21 protein-coding genes and 2 riboswitches are annotated in these 20,524 nt (G+C 42.0%); of the genes, 18 read left to right on the top strand and 3 right to left on the bottom strand.

Going from position 1 to position 20,524, the window contains the following annotated elements:
* Positions 1-11: 11 nt before the first annotated feature.
* Both FTX54_RS07680 and FTX54_RS07685 read left to right on the top strand, forming a co-directional pair.
* Positions 12-902 carry a Cof-type HAD-IIB family hydrolase gene (locus tag FTX54_RS07680; protein WP_147804850.1) on the top strand — a complete coding sequence of 297 codons (891 nt, stop codon included), beginning with the start codon at positions 12-14 and terminating at the stop codon, positions 900-902.
* Between the two features lie 219 nt (positions 903-1,121).
* The gene (locus FTX54_RS07685; RefSeq protein ID WP_147804849.1) at positions 1,122-1,652 is read left to right on the top strand and encodes a PTS sugar transporter subunit IIA; all 531 of its coding nucleotides are present in this window, start codon (positions 1,122-1,124) and stop codon (positions 1,650-1,652) included.
* A 477-nt stretch (positions 1,653-2,129) separates the two neighbouring features.
* On the opposite strand, the gene uppP is transcribed toward FTX54_RS07685, so the two are convergent.
* On the bottom strand, positions 2,130-2,960 hold the full coding sequence (uppP, locus tag FTX54_RS07690; RefSeq protein ID WP_147804848.1) for an undecaprenyl-diphosphatase UppP: 831 nt from the start codon (positions 2,958-2,960) through the stop codon (positions 2,130-2,132).
* A gap of 153 nt (positions 2,961-3,113) precedes the next feature.
* Here uppP and FTX54_RS07695 point away from each other — a divergent pair, with 153 nt between their 5' ends.
* The gene (locus FTX54_RS07695) at positions 3,114-3,749 is read left to right on the top strand and encodes a TlpA disulfide reductase family protein (protein WP_187254645.1); all 636 of its coding nucleotides are present in this window, start codon (positions 3,114-3,116) and stop codon (positions 3,747-3,749) included.
* Between the two features lie 357 nt (positions 3,750-4,106).
* Here FTX54_RS07695 and FTX54_RS07700 read toward each other — a convergent pair whose 3' ends face one another.
* Positions 4,107-5,018 (bottom strand): aldo/keto reductase, encoded by a 912-nt coding sequence (locus tag FTX54_RS07700; protein WP_147804846.1) that lies wholly within the window; start codon positions 5,016-5,018, stop codon positions 4,107-4,109.
* 160 nt (positions 5,019-5,178) lie between these two features.
* Between FTX54_RS07700 and FTX54_RS07705 the strand changes: the two genes are divergently transcribed.
* The 13 genes from FTX54_RS07705 (at position 5,179) to ribE (FTX54_RS07765) (ending at position 18,416) form a co-directional block, all read left to right on the top strand.
* Entirely contained in the window at positions 5,179-5,730 is a 552-nt protein-coding gene (locus FTX54_RS07705; RefSeq protein ID WP_147804845.1) for an NUDIX hydrolase, read from the top strand.
* Between the two features lie 140 nt (positions 5,731-5,870).
* The gene (locus tag FTX54_RS07710; protein ID WP_147804844.1) at positions 5,871-6,311 is read left to right on the top strand and encodes a Fur family transcriptional regulator; all 441 of its coding nucleotides are present in this window, start codon (positions 5,871-5,873) and stop codon (positions 6,309-6,311) included.
* A 140-nt stretch (positions 6,312-6,451) separates the two neighbouring features.
* Complete coding sequence (gene xerD, locus FTX54_RS07715; RefSeq protein WP_147804866.1) at positions 6,452-7,339, top strand: site-specific tyrosine recombinase XerD; 888 nt, start codon at positions 6,452-6,454, stop codon at positions 7,337-7,339.
* A 98-nt stretch (positions 7,340-7,437) separates the two neighbouring features.
* Complete coding sequence (gene deoB / locus FTX54_RS07720; RefSeq protein ID WP_147804843.1) at positions 7,438-8,622, top strand: phosphopentomutase; 1,185 nt, start codon at positions 7,438-7,440, stop codon at positions 8,620-8,622.
* An 11-nt stretch (positions 8,623-8,633) separates the two neighbouring features.
* Positions 8,634-9,446, top strand: coding sequence for a purine-nucleoside phosphorylase (locus FTX54_RS07725; protein ID WP_422387422.1), 813 nt, complete (start codon positions 8,634-8,636; stop codon positions 9,444-9,446).
* Between the two features lie 11 nt (positions 9,447-9,457).
* Positions 9,458-10,309 (top strand): purine-nucleoside phosphorylase, encoded by an 852-nt coding sequence (locus tag FTX54_RS07730; RefSeq protein WP_147804841.1) that lies wholly within the window; start codon positions 9,458-9,460, stop codon positions 10,307-10,309.
* The gene (locus tag FTX54_RS07735) at positions 10,306-11,607 is read left to right on the top strand and encodes a pyrimidine-nucleoside phosphorylase (protein WP_147804840.1); all 1,302 of its coding nucleotides are present in this window, start codon (positions 10,306-10,308) and stop codon (positions 11,605-11,607) included. Before FTX54_RS07730 ends, FTX54_RS07735 begins: the two co-directional genes overlap by 4 nt.
* A 276-nt stretch (positions 11,608-11,883) precedes the next feature.
* Positions 11,884-12,058: riboswitch (Lysine riboswitch) on the top strand.
* Between the two features lie 86 nt (positions 12,059-12,144).
* Complete coding sequence (lysA, locus tag FTX54_RS07740; protein ID WP_147804839.1) at positions 12,145-13,476, top strand: diaminopimelate decarboxylase; 1,332 nt, start codon at positions 12,145-12,147, stop codon at positions 13,474-13,476.
* A 546-nt stretch (positions 13,477-14,022) separates the two neighbouring features.
* Entirely contained in the window at positions 14,023-14,457 is a 435-nt protein-coding gene (locus FTX54_RS07745; RefSeq protein WP_147804838.1) for a peptidylprolyl isomerase, read from the top strand.
* A 98-nt stretch (positions 14,458-14,555) separates the two neighbouring features.
* Positions 14,556-14,707: riboswitch (FMN riboswitch) on the top strand.
* 256 nt (positions 14,708-14,963) lie between these two features.
* A complete protein-coding gene (gene ribD / locus FTX54_RS07750; protein WP_147804837.1) occupies positions 14,964-16,049 on the top strand; it encodes a bifunctional diaminohydroxyphosphoribosylaminopyrimidine deaminase/5-amino-6-(5-phosphoribosylamino)uracil reductase RibD in 1,086 nt (361 codons plus the stop codon).
* Entirely contained in the window at positions 16,049-16,702 is a 654-nt protein-coding gene (gene ribE / locus FTX54_RS07755) for a riboflavin synthase (RefSeq protein ID WP_147804836.1), read from the top strand. The genes ribD and ribE (FTX54_RS07755) overlap by 1 nt, the downstream gene beginning before the upstream one ends.
* Before the next feature lie 27 nt (positions 16,703-16,729).
* A complete protein-coding gene (locus FTX54_RS07760) occupies positions 16,730-17,929 on the top strand; it encodes a bifunctional 3,4-dihydroxy-2-butanone-4-phosphate synthase/GTP cyclohydrolase II (RefSeq protein ID WP_147804835.1) in 1,200 nt (399 codons plus the stop codon).
* A gap of 22 nt (positions 17,930-17,951) precedes the next feature.
* Positions 17,952-18,416 carry a 6,7-dimethyl-8-ribityllumazine synthase gene (gene ribE / locus FTX54_RS07765; protein ID WP_147804834.1) on the top strand — a complete coding sequence of 155 codons (465 nt, stop codon included), beginning with the start codon at positions 17,952-17,954 and terminating at the stop codon, positions 18,414-18,416.
* Between the two features lie 96 nt (positions 18,417-18,512).
* Here ribE (FTX54_RS07765) and FTX54_RS07770 read toward each other — a convergent pair whose 3' ends face one another.
* Positions 18,513-19,052, bottom strand: coding sequence for a DUF309 domain-containing protein (locus FTX54_RS07770; protein WP_187254644.1), 540 nt, complete (start codon positions 19,050-19,052; stop codon positions 18,513-18,515).
* Between the two features lie 126 nt (positions 19,053-19,178).
* On the opposite strand from FTX54_RS07770, the gene FTX54_RS07775 reads away from it, so the two are divergent.
* Both FTX54_RS07775 and scpB read left to right on the top strand, forming a co-directional pair.
* Complete coding sequence (locus FTX54_RS07775; protein WP_147804832.1) at positions 19,179-19,934, top strand: segregation/condensation protein A; 756 nt, start codon at positions 19,179-19,181, stop codon at positions 19,932-19,934.
* A complete protein-coding gene (scpB, locus tag FTX54_RS07780) occupies positions 19,931-20,509 on the top strand; it encodes an SMC-Scp complex subunit ScpB (RefSeq protein WP_147804831.1) in 579 nt (192 codons plus the stop codon). The genes FTX54_RS07775 and scpB overlap by 4 nt, the downstream gene beginning before the upstream one ends.
* Positions 20,510-20,524: the final 15 nt, after the last annotated feature.

Consider the following 20,524-nt stretch of genomic DNA (forward strand, 5'->3'; position numbering starts at 1 on the left):
AGGAGCAGAAAATGGATAACATCAAAATGATAGCTACTGATATGGATGGAACACTTCTCAATAATGATCGGAAGGTTTCACCAAGAAATATTGAATTATTGAACGAAGCAGCTGAATCCGGAATAAAAATATGCGCTGCGACAGGAAGAGACTTTCGTGAAGCTTCCGCTCCTCTGAAAGAAGCATCTTTATTTCTGCCGGTAATCGGGGCTAATGGCGCTGAAATCCGCTTTGCTGATGGAAGCCTGTTTGACGAAAAAACGTTGGATAATTCACTTTTCAGCCTTATTACAGACCCTCTTAAAAGAGAGCAGGTGTATTACGAGGTATATACGAATCTGGGTGCTTTTACAACGAATAAAGAAGAAGGGCTGAAGCTTGTGCTGGATGTTCTTGCGTCAACTGGATCAAAGATGCCTAAAGAAGAGGCGCTTGCTCTCGCAGAAAAACGCTTTGAAGAAGGAAATGTTCAGCTGACGAGAAACTATGAAACGCTTTTGGCAGAGGAAAAAACAAAGCTATTGAAAATTTTAGCTTTTTCTGCGAGCGAGAAAATACGCCGCAGAATAAGGTCTGAATTAGCTGAACTTCCGGTCGATATCAGTTCATCGGCAATGGAGAATCTGGAAATTACCCACCACGAAGCTACTAAAGGCAGGGGAGTTCAGTCACTTGCCGGGCATTACGGCATAAAGTTAAGTGAAGTGATGGTTATTGGTGATAATGAAAATGACTTGTCAATGATGGATGCTGCCGGATACGCAGTAGCAATGGCAAATGCAGCGGAATCAGTTAAACAAAGAGCGGATATAATTACTGGAACTAATTATGAAAGCGGAGTAGCTCAAGCGGTAGAACGGGTACTGGAAGCCAGAAAAGCTTCATTAAAGAAAAGTTTATAACGAAGATAACTGGGGAATAGCAGTACACATGTTACCTCTGTGACAGCTTCTTTGCTGCGTGAGATCAGCTGTTATCTTGAAGATATTTTATGCTGTTAAATTCAGATAAAATGACTGGGGCAGAGAAGTGATAAATATGCGCATGCGGTCTCTGCTATACTTGAAAGGGGCCGCTGCCTTTATAAACCAATGTATACTATTAGAAAGGGGCAATGAATCATGTTAAAAAAGTTGTTTGGTCTCGATAAGAAAGAATCAAAAAAAGAAGTCGAAATGCCTGAAGCGGATGGGAAAGATGTCCTGCACAGCCCGGCTGACGGAGAAGTTGTCGCATTATCAGAAGTTCCAGATCCTACTTTCGCTGAGAAAATGATGGGAGACGGTGTAGCAATTAAACCATCTGGAGGCACGATCGTATCTCCGGTACACGGAGAAATAATGCAGCTTTTCCCGACAAAACACGCTGTAGGTATTAAAACTGTCAATGGAATTGAAATTCTCCTTCATATTGGCATTGAAACTGTAAACATGCAGGGAGAAGGCTTTAAAGCTTTTGTTAAAGAGGGCGATAAAGTGGCCGTCGGTGAAAAACTGATTGAGTTTGATCCGGCCCTTGTTAATGAAAAAGCGGAAAGTACTATTACTCCGGTTATTATTACAAATGGGGACGCCGTTGCTTCCATAGATAAAGAAGAAGGCAAAGAAGTTACTGCAGGAGAAACGGTCATTATGACCATTACTTCCAAATAAATTTTTCTTTCTGTTTATATTAGTTTTCAGAGTGTTGATTAAGTAAAGAAAGAAGTCTATGTATTCGATTCCTTGTATTTTCTCCTCCGCTTACCGGCGGAAGCTTGCCGTGGGGCTTGTCTTCAGCTATTTCCAATGCTTCCCTGCATTGGAAAGGATCTTCAGACTGCGCTTTAACCCCACTGGCGTCCCCGCCGGACACTGCAGAGAAAATCCTCTTTTTTTACAGGAGAAACCTGTCGTACGCTTGTGTTTGCAGCAAAGTCTTTCTTTTTGTTCAGATGCTGGAGCTGTAGAAGGGTGACTTCGGAAGAACGATTCTTTGTTTTATGAAAGGCAGGTCGGCTGAGAGCGTTCTCTCCGCAAAGCGACTCTTCGAAAGCGGAAACAGCCAACTGTATACTTATACAGAAAAATTACTTTGTAAACAACCTGAAAACTGCCGGGCATTCTTAATGCCCGGCAGTTTTTATACTGTTATACTTCCATTACAGTATTTAAGTCAATATAAACCAGCACGAAGGCTGCGAGCAGGAAACAATATACTGCAAAATAGATAAGCCGGCTTTTTTTGAGGAAATCGATAAGCCAGATAATCCCTAAAATAGAAAAAATAAAAGAGATGATAAATGACACAATCAGATTGAGGGGACCGATATAATCAATTATTTCCATTGTAACATCGCCTATTCCAAGCAGTGTTGAACCGAGAATAACTGGAATAGCCAGCAAGAAGGAGTAACGTACTGCCGTGTCGCGGTCCAGTCCCCGGATTAAAGCTGCCACCAGCGTTGCTCCGGATCTTGAAATCCCTGGTAAGACTGCAAGCGTCTGAACGAGTCCAATGATGACCGCATCGATTTTTGTCATCGTGTCAGGTGTTTTATTCCCCGTTCTATGCACACGCTCAATAAATATGAGAGCTACACCAGTAAGAGCTAAAGCGGTGGCTATAACGACCGGAGTTTTCATTGATTCTCCTACAAAATCGGAGAATAAGTAACCAAGTGCCCCTGTGATAAAAGTTGCAATTAATATGTAAACTCCAAAATTGAACATAGTTTTATCAGAATCTTTTCTTTTTACAATAAATCGGCAGAAGCCGGCTGCGACCTGCCAGATATCTCTCCAAAAGTACAGCATAACGGCTAAAACAGAGGCAAGATGCAGAAAGATTTCAAAAGCAAGACCGGGGAAAGAATAACCAAACAACAACTGTGTGATGACGATATGAGCTGTGCTTGATATTGGAAGGAACTCGGATATACCTTGAACGATACCAAAAATAATTGCTTCAATAAGTGACATGAGGGACTCCCTTTCCTTAAATGTTTGGATACGAAACTTATTGTAACAGATTATAAAGTCAAGGATATGTAAATTTTGTGATATTTAAATGATAGCACTATGGAGCGTCTGCATTCTGGCGTATACTGGAGAGTAGAAAGGTGGAATGCAGGAGTGAAAATACTGATATCTTATCTTATATTAATAACAGCAGTTGGAGCTGGTATTTTTATCTTTCTTACTAACCAGGAACAGGAAGATCAAAGCAGCGAGGCACTGGAAGCATATATGGAAAATGATGGAATTGAAAGAACTGTGCCTGACGAGGAAGATACAGTCAGTTTTCAGACTGTAGAGGAAGTAGGCGTAGAACCGGGAATGGAAGCAGCTGATTTCGAACTTCCTCTCCTTAGCGGAAGCGATACGCTTTCTCTTCATGAGCTGCGTGGAAACTTTGTAGTGGTGAACATGTGGGCTACGTGGTGTCCGCCGTGCCGGGAGGAAATGCCTGATTTTGTAAGGTTTTATGAAGAGTATAAAGATGAAGGCGTAGAAATGATCGGCGTTAATATGACGGCTTCAGAAAAAAATAAGGAAGTTGTTCACCAGTTTGTCGATGATTTTAATATTCCTTTCCACACTCTGCTTGACGAAGAAGGGATAATGGAAGAAGCCTATAATGTTTACGTTATGCCTTCCACTTATATTATTGATCCGGATGGACGTATGGTAATGAACCGTCCCGGCTATATCAGCTACGAAATATTGGAAGAGAACTTCTTGGATATTAAGGAAAACTATGAGGGATAATAAGAAGAGTGAACATAAAAACCCCGGCGTTGATAAAACAGCACCGGGGTTTTAAATTGTTTTTACTTTAGCTTTGTTAAAGTCTGTGGCTCTTACACACGTTTGGTGAAAACAAGATATATCTTAAAAAAGCTCATTTCACCCTTAAACCTTCTATCGTTTAAGCCTGGGCCACCTGCTTTTTACGTAGACTTATCTTCTGCGCACGTTCATCGTTTCAATACTATTATTTTCAAGGTAGCCTTTCCTTTAAAAATAGTAGATCAATTAACCTGGTTTTACGAATGAACAGTGAATTCATCTTCTTATTTATCATTTGTACTCTGCTTCCGAGTCCAGATGAGAAAGGAAGGATATTCAATCCCGGTGTTTATCATAATAGGAAATTTTCGCTGCTTTCTGGACGGCTGCCAGTGTATCAGGGGAAAGAGAAGTGTTGGCAGCAGAAACATTGTCCCGGAGCTGCTTATGAGTTCTCGCCCCTTGAATGGCAGTAGCTACAGGTTTACTGCTTAAGACGTATCTCAGCGCGAGGGAGCTCAATGAGAGGCCGGCTTCATCAGCAATAGTCTGTAACTCCTGGACTGTGTTCTTCAATTCTTCTCCCGAGTAATCCAGATAACCGTCTTCAGTCAGTTTCTCAGCTGAAGCAGACGTGAGAAGTCCCTTGGCGACGGGGCCGCGGGCAATGACGGACACCTGGTGATCGTTCAGAAGATCAAACCATTCTTCCGGACGGCGGTCGAGGATATTATACTGCATCATATTGCTTACAATCGGCTCGTTTTTCACAAACCTTTTTATAACGTTCGGTCGAATAGAAGAAGTGCCGTAATAGCGGATCAGCCCTTCGTTTACAAGTTCATCAAGTGCTTCCAGTGATTCATGTAATGGATCCTCTATTGTGCCGCCGTGCAGCTGGTATAAATCAATATAATCTGTACCGAGACGACGTAAAGAATTTTTGCAGGCTTCTTTTATATAAGATTTGGATGGGTTCCAGCGCCATCCATCGATATCCGGCCCCCATTCGTTCCCCCCTTTAGTTGCCAGGAAAACGGAATGCCTTTTTTTCGCTAAAGCCCTGCCGACAGACTCTTCATTAAATCCGAACTTGTACAGATCAGCAGTATCAAAATAATTTATGCCTAGATCAACAGCTTCATGAAGCAGTTTTTCATTGGATTCGTGGTTTTCAGACAGTGACATGCAGCCAAATCCTATTTCAGATACATGCATTTTTGACGAGCCGAGCTGATTATATTTCATAAAATCTCTTCCTTTCTTTATGAATTAGCCCTCACTTTACGTAAAGCATTGCAGAAACGCAAGTAATAGCATATTCTAATAGATAGCAGTATCTGCGGAACATTAACAGCGGGCAATGATCCCTGATTGAAATAAATATTGTCGCAAAGGAGTATCTGTTATGCAAAAAAAATTATATGAAGAAACCTTAAAAACGAAAGATATTTATAAAGGGTCGATTATTGATGTGGAACTGCAGGATGTTCTGCTTCCGAACGGCAGGGAGAGTAAACGCGAAATTGTAAATCATCCAGGTGCTGTTGCGGTAATCTGTATAACGGAAGAAGACAAAATGGTTCTTGTTAAACAGTATCGCAAAGCCTTGAAAAAAGCTATTGCTGAGATACCGGCAGGGAAGCTTGAAAAAGGAGAAAAACCTGAAATATGTGCACAAAGAGAGCTCGAGGAGGAAACAGGTATTAAGGCTGCTTCCTTAAAATTACTTGATTCATTTTATACGAGTCCTGGATTTGCAAATGAACTGGTATACATATTCGAAGCAGAAGGACTCCGCTCAGGAGAAAAACATACAGATGAAGATGAATTTGTAGAAAGAGTTGACGTTAGTTTAGAAGAAGCGAGAGAAATGATAAAGACTGGAGAAATACACGACGCCAAAACAATTTATGCAGTCCAGGTATGGGAACTGCAAAAACTAAGAAGTAAATTATAATAATTATTACTTTATTATGATAATCATTATCATTTGACAGTTATTTTTAATAAAGCATATAATGTTCATTAAGAGGGAACTTCCCTGTGTTTTTATAGGATTGCGCAAAAAGCGTGGGTCGATTGGGGGAATAATAAATTATGGAGCAGCGGATAGACCGAATAAAAAAACAGCTGCACTCTCAAAGCTATAAGCTTACTCCTCAGCGGGAGGCTACAGTTCGAGTACTGCTGGAACATGAAGATGATCATTTGAGTGCTGAAGATGTATATATGCTTGTTAAAGAAAAGTATCCTGAAATCGGTCTGGCAACAGTTTACCGTACACTGGAACTTCTTACAGAATTAAAAGTTGTGGATAAAATAAATTTCGGGGATGGAGTTTCCCGCTATGACCTTCGTCAGGAAGGGGCAGCCCACTTTCATCATCACCTTGTGTGCCTGGAGTGCGGGGCAGTCGATGAAATTCAGGAAGATCTGCTGGGAGATGTCGAAAAAATTGTAGAAAAACGCTGGAATTTTGAAATTAAAGATCATCGATTAACATTTCATGGAATTTGTCATAGGTGTAATTCAAAATAAACATAAGCAAACAGATAAAAAAGATGCCACAATCTGTGCATCTTTTTTTATTGACATTTTTTCAAAGCACTATGCACGTAATTGCGAAAATATGATATGCTATGATTATATTAAGGTACTGGAAAAGGCAGGTGAGTCTCCTGAATAATGAAATCGAGGAATATATGAACTTTCTAGTCGTGGAAAAAGGTTTAGCAGCTAATTCCACCAATGCTTATGCGAGAGATTTGAAGCGGTACTGCACCTACTTGCAAAATGAGGAAGGTATTCAGCATTGGAACGAGGTTCAAAAGATTCACGTTACCGCCTACCTCCACTATCTGCATAACTTAGGACGTGCCGGTTCATCTGTTTCCAGAATGCTTTCATCAATCAGGTCTTTTCACCAGTTTTTAATCCGGGAAAGAAAAGCAGATCATGATCCGGTTCTTCATATTGAGAGGCCGAAACTATCACAGAAACTTCCGAAGGTTTTATCCACAGAGGAAGTTGAAAGCCTCCTCCAAGAACCGTCTTCCAATGCTCCAATGGAAGTAAGGAATAAAGCAATGCTTGAACTTTTGTATGCAACAGGGATGCGCGTGACGGAGCTCTGCAGTCTGAAAATGAGTGACCTCCATTTATCGATGGGGTTTGTTCAATGCCTTGGGAAAGGAAATAAAGAAAGGATTATCCCGTTGGGAACTCATGCAGTGGACGCGATGGAGAAGTATCTAAACTCCAGCCGCCGTAAACTCATGAAGCAGCAGCATGAAAATGTTTTTGTAAACCATCATGGGAAACCGCTCTCAAGACAGGGTTTTTGGAAAATACTTAAAAAAATTGCTTTAGAAGCAAATATAGAAAAAGAATTAACTCCTCATATGCTGCGCCATTCTTTTGCTACGCACCTTCTTGAAAACGGGGCAGATTTAAGAGCAGTTCAGGAAATGCTCGGTCATGCCGACATTTCTACTACTCAAATATATACGCATGTGACAAAAGTAAGAATGAAAGATGTATATTCTCAGTACCACCCGCGTGCCTGACAGCGGGTATTAAACAGAAGTCTGACTTCAGACGTCATAGCATTGAATCGTAAATCAGAAGAAATAAGTATGAATTTTATTAAGGAGATGATGAGTAAATGAGCAGCTATCGCTTTAACCGAATTTTTCTAATTGTAATGGATTCAGTCGGAATTGGGGAAGCACCTGATGCCTCTGAATTTAACGACATCGGTTCCGACACCCTCGGGCACATTGCTGAAAAAATGAATGGCCTTTCCATGCCTAATATGGACCGCTTAGGACTAACAAAAGTTAAACAGTATCAAGGCGGGACGGAACCGGACAAAGTAGAAGCTTCCTATGGGAAAATGCAGGAATTATCGGCAGGGAAAGATACAATGACAGGACATTGGGAAATTATGGGCCTTCATATCGACAAGCCTTTCCGTACATTTCCTGATGGTTTCCCGGATGCTCTGATCAATGAAATTGAATCCAGAACCGGCCGTAAAGTTATCGGTAACAAACCTGCTTCAGGCACTGAAATACTCGACGAACTTGGGCAGGAACACGTGGAAACCGGAGCCTTAATTGTTTACACATCGGCGGATTCCGTGCTGCAGATTGCCGCTCATGAGGAGGTAATTCCACCGGAAGAGCTGTGGGAAATATGTGAAATGGCAAGAGAACTGACTTTGGATGATCCCTATATGATAGGACGCATCATAGCAAGGCCATTTTTAGGAAAACAGGGCAGCTGGGAAAGAACGTCCAACCGCCATGACTATGCGCTTAAACCTTTTGGCCGCACTACTATGAATGAATTGGCTGATGAAGGTCTGGATTCCATTGCTATCGGAAAAATTTCGGACATTTACGATGGGGAAGGAGTCACCACCTCATTAAGAACTGTCTCCAACATGGACGGTATGGATAAACTGGAGCAGTCAATGGAAATGGATTTTACCGGGTTGAGTTTTTTGAACCTTGTTGACTTCGATGCGAAATTCGGTCATCGGCGTGATCCTCTGGGATATGGAAAAGCACTGGAGGAATATGATGCCAGACTGCCGAAGGTAATGGAAATGCTTCAGGAAGACGACTTACTGCTTATTACGGCGGACCATGGCAATGACCCTGTTCATCATGGAACTGATCATACCAGGGAATATGTGCCGCTGATTGCATACAGCAAAAGTCTTCAGGATTCTTCATCATTAGGAACTAGACAGACATTTGCAGATATTGCAGCAACGGTGGCAGAAAATTTCAAGCTGAAAATGCCGAATCAAGGTACCAGCTTTTTAAAAGAACTGAAATAGGAGGAATTGTAATGCAGGCAGTAAAAGACGCTCAAACGTTTATCGAAAAAAAATTAAAAGGAAAAAAGCCTGAAATAGGTCTCATACTCGGCTCAGGCCTTGGGGTTTTAGGAGATGAAATAACTTCCCCGGAAGTTATCAAATACGAAGATATTCCGGGATTCCCCAGTTCTACAGTGGCCGGTCATAAAGGACAGCTCGTTATCGGGGAGCTTGAAGGGAAAACAGTGGCAGCAATGCAGGGAAGATTCCACTACTACGAAGGTTATGATATGGACCTTGTCACGCTTCCAATTCGTGTAATGAAGGCAGTTGGTATAGATACTCTTATCGTTACGAATGCCGCTGGAGGAATCAATGAAGAGTTTTCACCGGGGAATTTAATGCTTATTGAGGATCATATTAATCAGTTTGGAACTAATCCTCTGATAGGCCCGAATGATGAAGAACTAGGGGTTCGATTTCCTGACATGTCCCAGGCTTACTCTAAAGAGCTTCTGAAGATTGCATCTGAAACAGCAAAAGAACGGGATATTTCTGTTCAGAGGGGTGTATATGTCGGAACCACGGGGCCTTCCTACGAAACCCCCGCTGAAGTAAGAATGCTCCGCATTTTGGGAGGGGATGCTGTTGGAATGTCAACAGTACCGGAAGTCATAGCTGCACGCCACAGTGAAATGAATGTATTGGGGATCTCCTGTATTTCAAATATGGCAGCAGGTATTCTCGATCAGCCGCTCGCTCACTCAGAAGTGATTGAAACAACAGAAAGGGTTAAGATTGATTTTCTGGCGCTCGTAAAATCGATTGTCGCTAAAATGTAAGGAGTGAGTTTATGTCACTAAAAAAAGTAAAAGAAGCAGCTGAAATGTTGAAGAGCCGGTTTTCTTTTAATCCTAAGGCAGGACTTATACTGGGGTCGGGACTCGGAGATTTAGCCGAAGAACTTGATGATGCGGTAGTGTTTCCATATGAAGATATTCCTCACTTTCCGATTTCAACGGTAGCCGGACATAAAGGACAGCTGGTGGCTGGACTGTTAGAGGGAGTCCCTGTGCTGGCAATGCAGGGAAGATTTCACTTCTATGAGGGATATTCCATGCAGGATGTGACTTTTCCAGTTAGAGTAATGCATGAAGCAGGATGTGAATCGCTGATTGTTACCAACGCATGCGGAGCAATGAATACAGAGTTTTCACCTGGAGATCTTATGATTATAACCGATCATATTAATTTCACCGGAGCTAACCCGCTGATCGGTAAAAATACAGAAGAGTTCGGACCGCGTTTTCCGGACATGAGCCGGGCTTATGACGAGGGCCTGGTGGTTCATGCCCTGGACACAGCCTCTTCTCTTTCTATCGATGTCCAGCAGGGCATCTATGCTGCGGTAAGCGGACCCTCCTACATGGCTGGAGCAGAATTAAAAATGCTTCAAACCTGCGGAGCTGATACAGTAGGAATGTCGACAGTTCCGGAAACCATTGCTGCAAAGCATATGGGGATGAACGTTTTAGGTATATCCTGTATTACTGATATGGCTGTACCGGGAGAAACGGATGGCATTACTCATGAAGAGGTAATGAAAACAGCTGCAGCAGCAAAGCCTGTATTCAAAAAGCTCGTCCGTGGAATACTGGGTCAAAGCAGCAAAGAGACTTGGGAAAAGGAGAGAACTAACTTATGAGAATGGTAGACGTGATCGAAAAGAAACGAAACGGCCAGGCTCTCAGCAAAGAAGAAATTAATTTCTTCATAGATGGCTATACAAAGGGAGATATCCCTGATTATCAGGCTTCAGCATTATTAATGGCAGTATATTTTCAAGGTATGACGGCTGAAGAAACGGCTCTATTAACGCAGGCAATGGTAGACTCCGGGGAAACTATCGACCTCTCTTCCATAAAGGGACACAAAGTTGACAAGCATTCGACTGGGGGCGTGGGAGATAAAATCAGTTTCATTACAGGGCCGATAGTTGCTTCTGTCGGAGTTCCGGTAGCTAAAATGAGCGGTCGCGGCCTTGGTCACACAGGTGGAACAATCGATAAATTGGAATCTGTAGAAGGATTCAACGTAGAAATTACGAAAGAAGAATTTATTGAGAATGTGAATAAATATAAGCTTGCTGTAGCAGGACAGACGGGTAACCTTGCCCCTGCTGATAAAAAACTTTATTCCCTCAGGGATGTTACTGCTACTGTCGATTCTATTCCACTGATTGCCGGTTCTATTATGAGTAAAAAGCTGGCTTCCGGTGCTGACAGTATTGTACTTGACGTTAAAACGGGCTCAGGAGCTTTCATGAAAACTTTGGAAGAATCTGAAGCACTGGCCAGAGAAATGGTACAGATTGGTAATAACCTGGGTCGAAAAACGATAGCGGTAATTAGTGATATGAATCAGCCGCTTGGGTACGAAATCGGCAATGCAAACGAAATTAAAGAAGCCGCAGAAGTATTAAAAGGAAAGCGGGTAGATGATTTACGACATCTTGCTCTGGAACTGGCTGCTCATATGACAGTCCTGGCAGAAGTTTTTGACACTTATGAAGAAGCTTATGCAAAATTAGAAGAAAATGTGGATAATGGAAAAGCCTTTGAAGCATTCCGTACTTTTATACATGCACAGGGCGGCAATACTGAAATGATTGATGATCTTTCATTATTGCCGAAGGCAGCCTTCGATATTGAGGTTCCTGCTGCAAACAGCGGCTATGTTAATTCTATTGATGCTGCATCGGTAGGAATTGCTGCTATGCACCTCGGTGCCGGAAGAGCTACTAAAGAAGATCAGATTGACTTTGGAGTGGGTATTTCCCTTCAAAAGAAAATCGGCGATTATGTAGAAAAAGGTGAACCACTTGTCATACTTCATTCTCAGGAACAGAACCCGCAAGCCTCCATTGCTAAAATCAAAGAGGCCTACTCCGTTACAGAGGAGAAACCGGAAAAGCCGACGCTGATTTATAAAGTGATAAAATAGACAATTGCTTCATTAAAAGGAAAGATTGGAGATTTATCGTTCCTGAATAAAGTTAAAGCAGCCTGACAGAATTTCCTGTCAGGCTGCTTCTTTAAATGTCATAAACTGCTGAGGAACTTCCGTGAAAATTCTCTGCTGAGGGCGGCAGAGAATTGAAAAGAGAGTACTGAAAAACAAAAATTGGCCTGCATACGTTGTAAAGATCACTGTTTCTGTCGGCATACTAATTCTTGATTTTCACTCTGACCTGTGCTATGTTTAAAAAAATTAATTGAAAATGCAGATAGAGGTGCAGAGCATATTAGTAATATATGGGAGCGGGTGGCCCGCGATGATCATGTAGGAAAGGGTGTTCTGCCGAAGAATCTTTACGGCCTTGCGTATAGATTCTGGGAATCCGCTGAACAAGCGGGTTACTGTCACAGTTCAGCTGTGGAGCACTATCTTTTTTCGGATCTGCGAAAGTTTCGGAAAATGAATGGTTCCCACTGTTCATTTTCTTTTTTTTGTGCATTTAATGATTGGAGTGTTATATATATGAATAATTACGGTACTCAGCGTATTAATGAAATGGGAAGATTGGAAATAGGCGGGGTTGATTCTGTCCTGCTCGGCGAAACGTATGGGACTCCTCTTTTTATATACGACGTTAAAGATATTCGTAACCGTGCCCTGGAATTCCATGAAGCGTTTAAAAAACAGCAGGTTTCCTATCAGATAGCTTATGCTTCTAAAGCATTCAGCTGTATTGCTATGATGGAGCTGGCGAATGAACTTGGTTTAAGTCTGGACGTCTGTTCGGATGGTGAACTTCATACAGCATTAGCGGCCGGGTTCCCTGCGGAAAAAATTCATTTTCACGGGAACAATAAAACGCCGGATGAGCTTGAAATGGCAGTTGAAGAGAAGATCGGATGCATTGTCGTCGATAACTTCACTGAGCTGACATGGCTTATGGCTTTAACTGAAAGTAAGAAAACAGAAATGGACGTGCTTATAAGAATTACTCCTGGGGTGGAAGCCCATACGCATGAATATATTTCAACGGGACAGGAAGATTCGAAATTCGGTTTTGATTTGAACAGCGGGCAGGCAGATGAAGCGATTCGTTTACTCCTTTCCCACAGCTACCTCAAACTGCAGGGAGTTCATTCACATATCGGCTCCCAGATCTTCAAAGCGGAAGGGTTCGAGGAAGCGGTAAAAGAAATCTATCGTTCGATTCACGGCTGGTCTGTAAAAATGGACTATTATCCTAATGTATTAAACGTAGGTGGTGGATTTGGTATTCGCTATGCAGAAGGAGATTCTCCACTTCCACTTGGGGAGTATATCGATAGAATGGTCGAAACAGCGAAAGCAGAAGCGGCTGCGATGAACAAGCCGGTTCCTGAAATCTGGGTTGAACCGGGAAGAGCGTTAGTAGGGGAGGCAGGAACTACGCTGTACAGCATTGGTGCAAGAAAAGACATTCCTCAAGTACGCACGTATGTCTCTGTTGATGGAGGTATGACAGATAATATACGCCCGGCCCTTTACCAGGCGGAATATACGGCAGTACTCGCCAACCGGGCAGCTGAGAAAACAGAAGAAACAGTTTCCGTAGCAGGCAAGTGCTGTGAGAGCGGAGATATGCTTATCTGGGATTTGAAGCTGCCAACTGTTCATCAAGGGGACTATCTCGCAGTGTTTTCTACAGGAGCCTATGGTTATTCCATGGCGAATAATTACAATCGTATTCTCAGGCCGGCTGTCGTCTTTGTAGAAGATGGTGAGCATGAATGTGTTATTGAAAGAGAAACGTTTACTGACTTAACCCGCAGAGAAAAAAGTTACTCAAAAGCAGGATTTATTGCAGGACAGTCTTAAAACGAGACTTTCAGACGTTGAGACCTGCATTTTTTAAATAAGGTAAACGACTCAAAAGTATCCGAGAAACCTTTATGACAAATTCAGTCATAAAGGTTTTCTATTTTCCGTCGATATAATTACACTATCAAATAAGGCGTACGTTTTTTCTATAGCTGTGTTAAAGCTGTTGTTGATATATATAAGAAAACTTTGCTTCAACCCGGCAGGCCTGCCGTGGAGGAGATTTCCAGCTTCCTCAGGCTGACGCCCTGCGGGATCTTCCAATCTCCTTCTTCCACAGGCGTCCGCCGGTTTCCGCTTCGTTTTGATTTCCCAATACAGAAAGCCCTCTGGTTGAATCAAGGAGGTACAAAGGTAGAAACCAGTGCTAAGGTGATTTTTCAAGACGCATGCGGAAAAAGAAAGCTGACCATTTATTTGTTGTATGAATAATAATGCTGTGTACAGAAGTTTTTTAACTCTAAACAGTTTTTAATAGCACCTGCCCTTTCCTTCTGATAAAATAAAGATGCTAAATAAAAAGTAAACTTGGAGGTTGTACATATGAAAAAAGGCGAGATTAAGTTTGAAAATGGAGAAACGATTGAAATAGAGTTTTTTCCGGAAGCAGCACCTGGAACCGTAGACAACTTTGAAAAGCTGGCTAATGATGGTTTTTATAATGGTTTAACGTTTCATCGTGTTATTCCGGGCTTTGTTGCCCAGGGAGGATGTCCAAATGGAACAGGGACAGGTGGACCGGGTTACACAATTAAATGTGAAACGGCCGGAAACCCTCATAAACATGAAAAAGGCAGCCTTTCCATGGCTCATGCAGGAAAGGATACAGGAGGGAGCCAATTTTTCCTCGTATTGGACAAGCAGCCTCACCTGGACGGCGTACACACAGTTTTTGGAAAAATTACTTCCGGTATGGATACACTCGATCGTATCAAAGCGAACGATACGATGGAGGAAGTTAATGTGTTTGATGCTTAAACTGTAAACTTTCTTTTAGTAAGTAGATTTACTTGCTTCCTTTAAAAAGAGAATGCTATAGTTAAGTATGCTAAGAACAGGATCTTACAATATAATAATAATTCCTTCGGGGTCGGGTGAAAGTCCCAACCGGCGGTGATAAGGTTTGCAGCCTTTCAGTCCGTGACCCGTGTGGTGATTAACAACAGCTCACGGTGGATTTGGTGGAAATCCAAAGCCGACAGTAAAGTCTGGATGGGAGAAGGAACGTTTAGCGGAGTAAATTGCAGGGGATAAGTTTATCCTCGTTTCTGTTTGTTCACTAAACTTTACGCAGATATTCTGCACGTATGCCCTGAATGGAATTAATAATTCTATTCAGGCTTTTTTTATTATATGATTTTTTCAGACTATACTCTGTCAGGGAGGCAGTAATTACAAAAACGGACAGAGGACATATGCTGGTGAGTTAAATAAAATTCAAGTAAATTGATCAATGGTCATTCTAGTCATTGGGGGATCAGAGTATGAATGAAAAATATATGCATTTGGCTGTTCAAATGGCACGTGCGGCTGCCGGTCAGACGTCTCCGAATCCACTAGTTGGTGCAGTAATCGTTAAAGAGGGAGAAGTTGTTGGTCTAGGAGCACATTTAAAAGCTGGAGAGAAACATGCTGAAAGGCATGCCCTGGACATGGCTGGCGAAAAAGCTTCTGGAGCAGAAATGTATGTCACTCTGGAACCTTGTTCACATACCGGCCGCACGCCTCCGTGTGCAGACGCGATTATTAATGCAGGGATTAAAAAGGTTTATGTAGCTTCGCATGATCCGAATCCCCAGGTAGCCGGGCAGGGGATAAGAAAATTAGAAGCAGCTGGCATCAACGTACAAAAAGGTATATTAAAAAAGGAAGCCGAAGAGTTAAATTACTTTTTCTTCCATTTTATACAAACAAAAACTCCGTACGTCACGTTGAAAATGGCAGCAAGCATTGATGGGAAAACGGCGACCTCTCAGGGAGAAAGTAAGTGGATCACTGGAGAAGAATCGAGACAGGATGGCCATCAGCTGCGGCATGAACATGATGCTATTCTCGTAGGAATTGAAACCGTACTGGCAGATAATCCTTCCCTCACAACGAGAATTTCAGGCGGAGGATCCAATCCGTTAAGAATCATTTTGGATTCTAAACTGAGGACTCCTGCAGATGCCCGGCTTGTTACAGATAAACAGTCTACCTGGATTTTCGCTACAGAGCAGTGCTCTAAAGAAAAAGTCAGGCTTCTCAGGAGTTTAGGAGTGAAAGTTACAGTTTTATCAGGGTTTTCAATAGATATAAAGGAAGTATTAGAAAAACTTGGTGAAGCTGAGATTACTTCCTTATTAGTAGAAGGCGGCGGCACAGTACACGATAGTTTCGTGACAGAAAATTTATTTCAAAGGGTAGTGTTATATACGGCGCCAATTCTTATTGGAGGCAGACAATCACCTCAATCTGTTGCAGGAAATGGAATAGGGAAATTGTCTGAAGCCGCTGTCCTGCAGCTTCACTCCTCTGTGAATATTGGCAGCGATGTCAGGCAGATTTTTTTAAGAAAGGATGAAAACTAATGTTTACCGGAATAATTGAAGAAAAAGGAAGAGTTCTTTCTTTGCAGCGGACTGGGGAAGCAATCGTAATGACTGTTGCCGCTCCTAAAATACTTCAGGATGTGCGGATGGGAGACAGTATATCTGTAAACGGAGTCTGCTTGACTGTAACTTCATTTACATCTGAATCATTTACAGTTGATATGATGCCGGAAACGGTCAGGGGAACCAGTTTAAAGGAGACCGGTGAAGGTTCCCAGGTAAATCTGGAAAGAGCTATGTCCGCAGGCGGCAGGTTCGGCGGTCACTTTGTAAGCGGCCATGTGGATGGTATAGGCAAAATAATATCAAAACGGGCAGATCATAATGCTGTCTATTATGAGATTGAAATTGAATCGAAATTAAGGCCTTACTTTACTTTAAAAGGCAGTGTATCGATAGATGGGACGAGTTTAACTGTTTTTGGAGTTACAGACCGCACTTTTACTATATCTATTATTCCACACACGCTTGAAGAAACCATTATCGGTCAAAAAGAAGCAGGAAGCGTTGTAAATATTGAAGTAGACATGCTTGCAAAATATGTGGAAGAACTGCTGCAGCATAAATTCAGAATACAGGACAATCTGGAACCAGTTACAGAAGATTTCTTAAAAGAGCACGGCTTTAAATAAAAGTCTGCAGAGAAGGAGGCGGGTCCGATGAGCTATTTTGATCCAATTGAAGAAGCGATATATGCTTTGGCCCAAGGTGAGGTCGTTATTGTCTGTGACGATGAAGATAGAGAGAATGAAGGTGATTTTATATCACTTGCAGAAAAAACCACTCCTGAAGTAATAAATTTTATGATTACTCACGGCAGGGGTCTGGTCTGTACGCCGATTACTGAAGAACGAGCAGAAAAACTGAACCTGGTGCCCATGGTTGACCGTAATTCCGATCCTCATGGGACGGCTTTCACAGTAAGTGTGGATCATAAGCATACGACAACCGGTATCTCTGCTCCTGAACGAGCGATAACTGTTCAAGCATTAATTGATGAAGACACAAAGCCTGCTGACTTCCAGCGTCCGGGACATGTATTTCCTCTGGTTGCAAAAGCAGGCGGAGTTCTCCGACGTGCCGGTCATACCGAAGCAGCCGTTGATCTGGCCAAAATGGCAGGTGCTAAACCAGCGGGGGTTATCTGCGAGATAATGAATGCGGACGGCACGATGGCCCGTGTACCGGAATTAAGAGAAATAGCAGATGAACATGATCTGAAAATGGTCACAATTAAAGACCTTATTCAGTATAGGAATCGGAAAGATAAACTTGTTCAGCGTGAAATAGAAATTAAACTTCCTACTGATTACGGGGAATTTCGAGCCATTGGGTATTCCAATGTAGTAGATGGCAAAGAACATATTGCTATTGTGAAAGGCGAAATAGGAGGGAATAAACCGACCCTTGTAAGAGTCCACTCAGAATGTCTGACTGGAGATGTGTTTGGCTCAAGAAGGTGTGATTGTGGACCTCAGCTGCATGCTGCTCTGGCACAGGTAGAAGAACACGGGTCCGGTGTAGTGCTTTATATGCGGCAGGAAGGCAGAGGGATAGGTCTTTTAAATAAAATGCGTGCATACAAACTGCAGGAAGAAGGTCTCGATACCGTGGAAGCTAATGAAAAACTGGGATTTGAACCTGATCTGAGAGATTATGGGATCGGAGCACAGATTTTAAGAGACCTTGGAATCAGGAAGATGAAGCTGTTAACGAATAACCCCAGGAAAATTACCGGTTTAAAAGGGTATGATCTTGAAATTGTCGACCGTATTCCGATTCAGCTTCCACATTCAGGGGATAACGAAAAGTATCTAAAAACCAAAAAAGATAAGCTTGGTCATATGCTTCATCTTTAATTATTGAAGGAGTTGTTTAGCAGTGGGAAAAGTATTTGAAGGTAACTTAACAGGACAGGATTTAAAAATAGGCATCGTGGTAGGGCGGTTTAACGACTTTATCACTGGAAGACTTTTGGAAGGGGCTGAAGATGCATGCCGCAGACACGGTGTTGATGCTGAAGGTGTAGACGTTGCGTGGGTGCCGGGAGCTTATGAAATTCCGTTTATCGCGAAAAAGATGGCTGAAACAGGCAAGTATGATGCTATTGTTACGCTTGGAACAGTTATCCGGGGTTCTACCCCTCATTTCGATTATGTATGCGGAGAAGCTGCTAAAGGCGTATCACAGGCCGGGATGTCCACAGGAATTCCTGTTATATTTGGAGTGATTACAACGAATACGATTGAACAGGCCATCGAGCGCGCAGGTACAAAAGCGGGTAATAAGGGATGGGAAGCAGCGGTCGCAGCTATTGAAATGGCTAACCTGAATAAATCGTTTTAATCAATTAATGATACCGGAAACAGCAGAAGAACAGAAAAATGCCGCCATGGATATATTCATGGCGGCATTTTTCTGATTGCTTTCTTATACAATCCGCTATAAATTTCTAGTCAGCTGTTTTTCAACAAGTGCTTTTCTGCGGGCCTCTATGACTTCTGAACGATCACGATGGCGGTGTTTATAAATGAGGTTTTCATCAGCTGCCCGATCGTCGTAATTCCAGGTACATCTGCGATTTTCCGCTGTCTGCCGGCATTCTTTCTGGAGACTTCTATCCGTTAAAGGAAGATTCATAGGAGAGTAGTCACCGTTGACCTGGATATTATACATGCGCTTATGAATAAGGGAGATGAGTGTATCTTCATCAATGCTTAAATCCTCTAATAAACCGGACTCGTTCTCCATGTGTTTCAAAACCTTTTTATAAAGGCGCATACTTCCTTTGAAATTTTTCTGACGCTCATGATAAACAGCTACAGCTAATTGTATGAGCGTAAGCCACTTCTTTTCCCGATTTTGTTCCAGCCAGTATTCCTCGAGAATTTCGTGACATTCAAAATAATCGCGGGTACTATGAAACTCTATTAAAAATTCTTTATATTCATCAGGGTAATAATATAATAAATCAGCTCTCACAAGTTCACACTCCTCAAGTAAACAACTTGTTTCTATCATAAAGGATAGAAGCTTAATTGTGAAGAAAAGCGATGGTTATGAGATTTTTCTATGATATAATAACGCGAGGAAAAGGATGTGGATAAAATGAGCTACAGTGTAAAACTGCATGCTTTTGAGGGACCGCTGGATCTGCTGCTGCATTTAATTCAAAAAAATGATCTGAACCTTCACGATATTCCGGTGAAGGAAATAACAGACCAGTATATGACTTATATTCATGCCATGCAGATACTGGAATTAAATCTGGCCAGTGAATATTTAGTAATGGCATCTACTTTGATTCATATGAAAAGCAAGCTGCTTCTCCCGATTGAGGAATCAGAATGGGAGGAGGAACTCCTGATCGAAGATGAGGAATTTACGAAAGAGGATTTAATGGATAAATTAAAAGAATATAAGCGATATAAAGAAGCAGCTGCTGAATTTAAAAATCGTGAACTGGCAAGAAGCAGACTGTTTACCAGACCTATGAGTGATTTAACACCACTGTTGGAAGAAACTTCCGAAGAAGAAAAAAATGCAGTGGATGTTAATGTATACGATATGCTTGAAGCTTTTAAAAAGATTCATCAAAAGAAAAAATCGAAAGTGAAGCCTGTGACACGCATAAATCGGGAAGAAGTACCGATTGAAAAGAAAATGCAGGAAGTGGTTTCGTTTTTAACAAATGCAGGGGGAGAAATTGCTTTTGCTGACCTTTACGAAGAGGACAACGAGGCTGAGCTTGTAGTAACTTTTTTATCTGTATTGGAGTTAATGAAAGCAGACAAGATCATGTGCGTACAGGAAAAAAATTATGAAGACATAAAAATTAAAGAGAAAGTAGGAATTCCTTCATGAATGTAAATCAGGTACTGGCAGTAGCTGAAGGACTTCTTTTCGTTGCCGGTGAAGAAGGTATGACAGAAAGTCAGTTGATGGAAGTACTGGAAATTGATAAAAAAACACTGGATTTTCATATGGATGAACTAAAAAAATATTATGAACAGCCTTCGAGAGGAATTCAACTTATTGAACTAGGCGGAACTTATCAGCTGACTACAAAAGAAAAACATGCTGATTATTACAAAAAAATGGTGCGCTCGCCATCCTCTGCTACTCTTTCTCAGGCTTCCCTTGAAGCCCTTGCCATTATTGCTTACAAGCAGCCTGTTTCCAGACTCGATGTAGAAGACATCAGAGGAGTGAAAACAGAACGTCCCCTGCGGACGCTGCAGGCAAAAGGACTGATAGTGGAGAAAGGAAGACAGGAGGGGGCAGGGCGTGCCATTCTCTACGGAACAACGAAAAACTTTTTGGATCAGTTTGGCCTTCAGTCGCTCAGTGAGCTGCCGCCCCTCCCGGAAGTAGAAGAAGAAGAATTTGATTTGTTTTATGAAAAATTTCAAAAGGCTGTGGAAGAAACGGATTCCTGAAATTTTTTGAATGAC

The organism is Alkalicoccus halolimnae, assembly GCF_008014775.2.
GTDB lineage: Bacteria > Bacillota > Bacilli > Bacillales > Salisediminibacteriaceae > Alkalicoccus > Alkalicoccus halolimnae.

Bases quoted from the DNA above. Each gene is read 5' to 3' on its own strand.
- FTX54_RS07680 (WP_147804850.1), top strand. From the start codon at position 12: ATGGATAACATCAAAATGATAGCTACTGATATGGATGGAACACTTCTC.
- FTX54_RS07685 (WP_147804849.1), top strand. From the start codon at position 1,122: ATGTTAAAAAAGTTGTTTGGTCTCGATAAGAAAGAATCAAAAAAAGAA.
- uppP (WP_147804848.1), bottom strand. From the start codon at position 2,960: ATGTCACTTATTGAAGCAATTATTTTTGGTATCGTTCAAGGTATATCC.
- FTX54_RS07700 (WP_147804846.1), bottom strand. From the start codon at position 5,018: ATGAAATATAATCAGCTCGGCTCGTCAAAAATGCATGTATCTGAAATA.
- FTX54_RS07705 (WP_147804845.1), top strand. From the start codon at position 5,179: ATGCAAAAAAAATTATATGAAGAAACCTTAAAAACGAAAGATATTTAT.
- FTX54_RS07710 (WP_147804844.1), top strand. From the start codon at position 5,871: ATGGAGCAGCGGATAGACCGAATAAAAAAACAGCTGCACTCTCAAAGC.
- deoB (WP_147804843.1), top strand. From the start codon at position 7,438: ATGAGCAGCTATCGCTTTAACCGAATTTTTCTAATTGTAATGGATTCA.
- FTX54_RS07725 (WP_422387422.1), top strand. From the start codon at position 8,634: ATGCAGGCAGTAAAAGACGCTCAAACGTTTATCGAAAAAAAATTAAAA.
- FTX54_RS07730 (WP_147804841.1), top strand. From the start codon at position 9,458: ATGTCACTAAAAAAAGTAAAAGAAGCAGCTGAAATGTTGAAGAGCCGG.
- FTX54_RS07735 (WP_147804840.1), top strand. From the start codon at position 10,306: ATGAGAATGGTAGACGTGATCGAAAAGAAACGAAACGGCCAGGCTCTC.
- lysA (WP_147804839.1), top strand. From the start codon at position 12,145: ATGAATAATTACGGTACTCAGCGTATTAATGAAATGGGAAGATTGGAA.
- FTX54_RS07745 (WP_147804838.1), top strand. From the start codon at position 14,023: ATGAAAAAAGGCGAGATTAAGTTTGAAAATGGAGAAACGATTGAAATA.
- ribD (WP_147804837.1), top strand. From the start codon at position 14,964: ATGAATGAAAAATATATGCATTTGGCTGTTCAAATGGCACGTGCGGCT.
- ribE (WP_147804836.1), top strand. From the start codon at position 16,049: ATGTTTACCGGAATAATTGAAGAAAAAGGAAGAGTTCTTTCTTTGCAG.
- FTX54_RS07760 (WP_147804835.1), top strand. From the start codon at position 16,730: ATGAGCTATTTTGATCCAATTGAAGAAGCGATATATGCTTTGGCCCAA.
- FTX54_RS07775 (WP_147804832.1), top strand. From the start codon at position 19,179: ATGAGCTACAGTGTAAAACTGCATGCTTTTGAGGGACCGCTGGATCTG.
- scpB (WP_147804831.1), top strand. From the start codon at position 19,931: ATGAATGTAAATCAGGTACTGGCAGTAGCTGAAGGACTTCTTTTCGTT.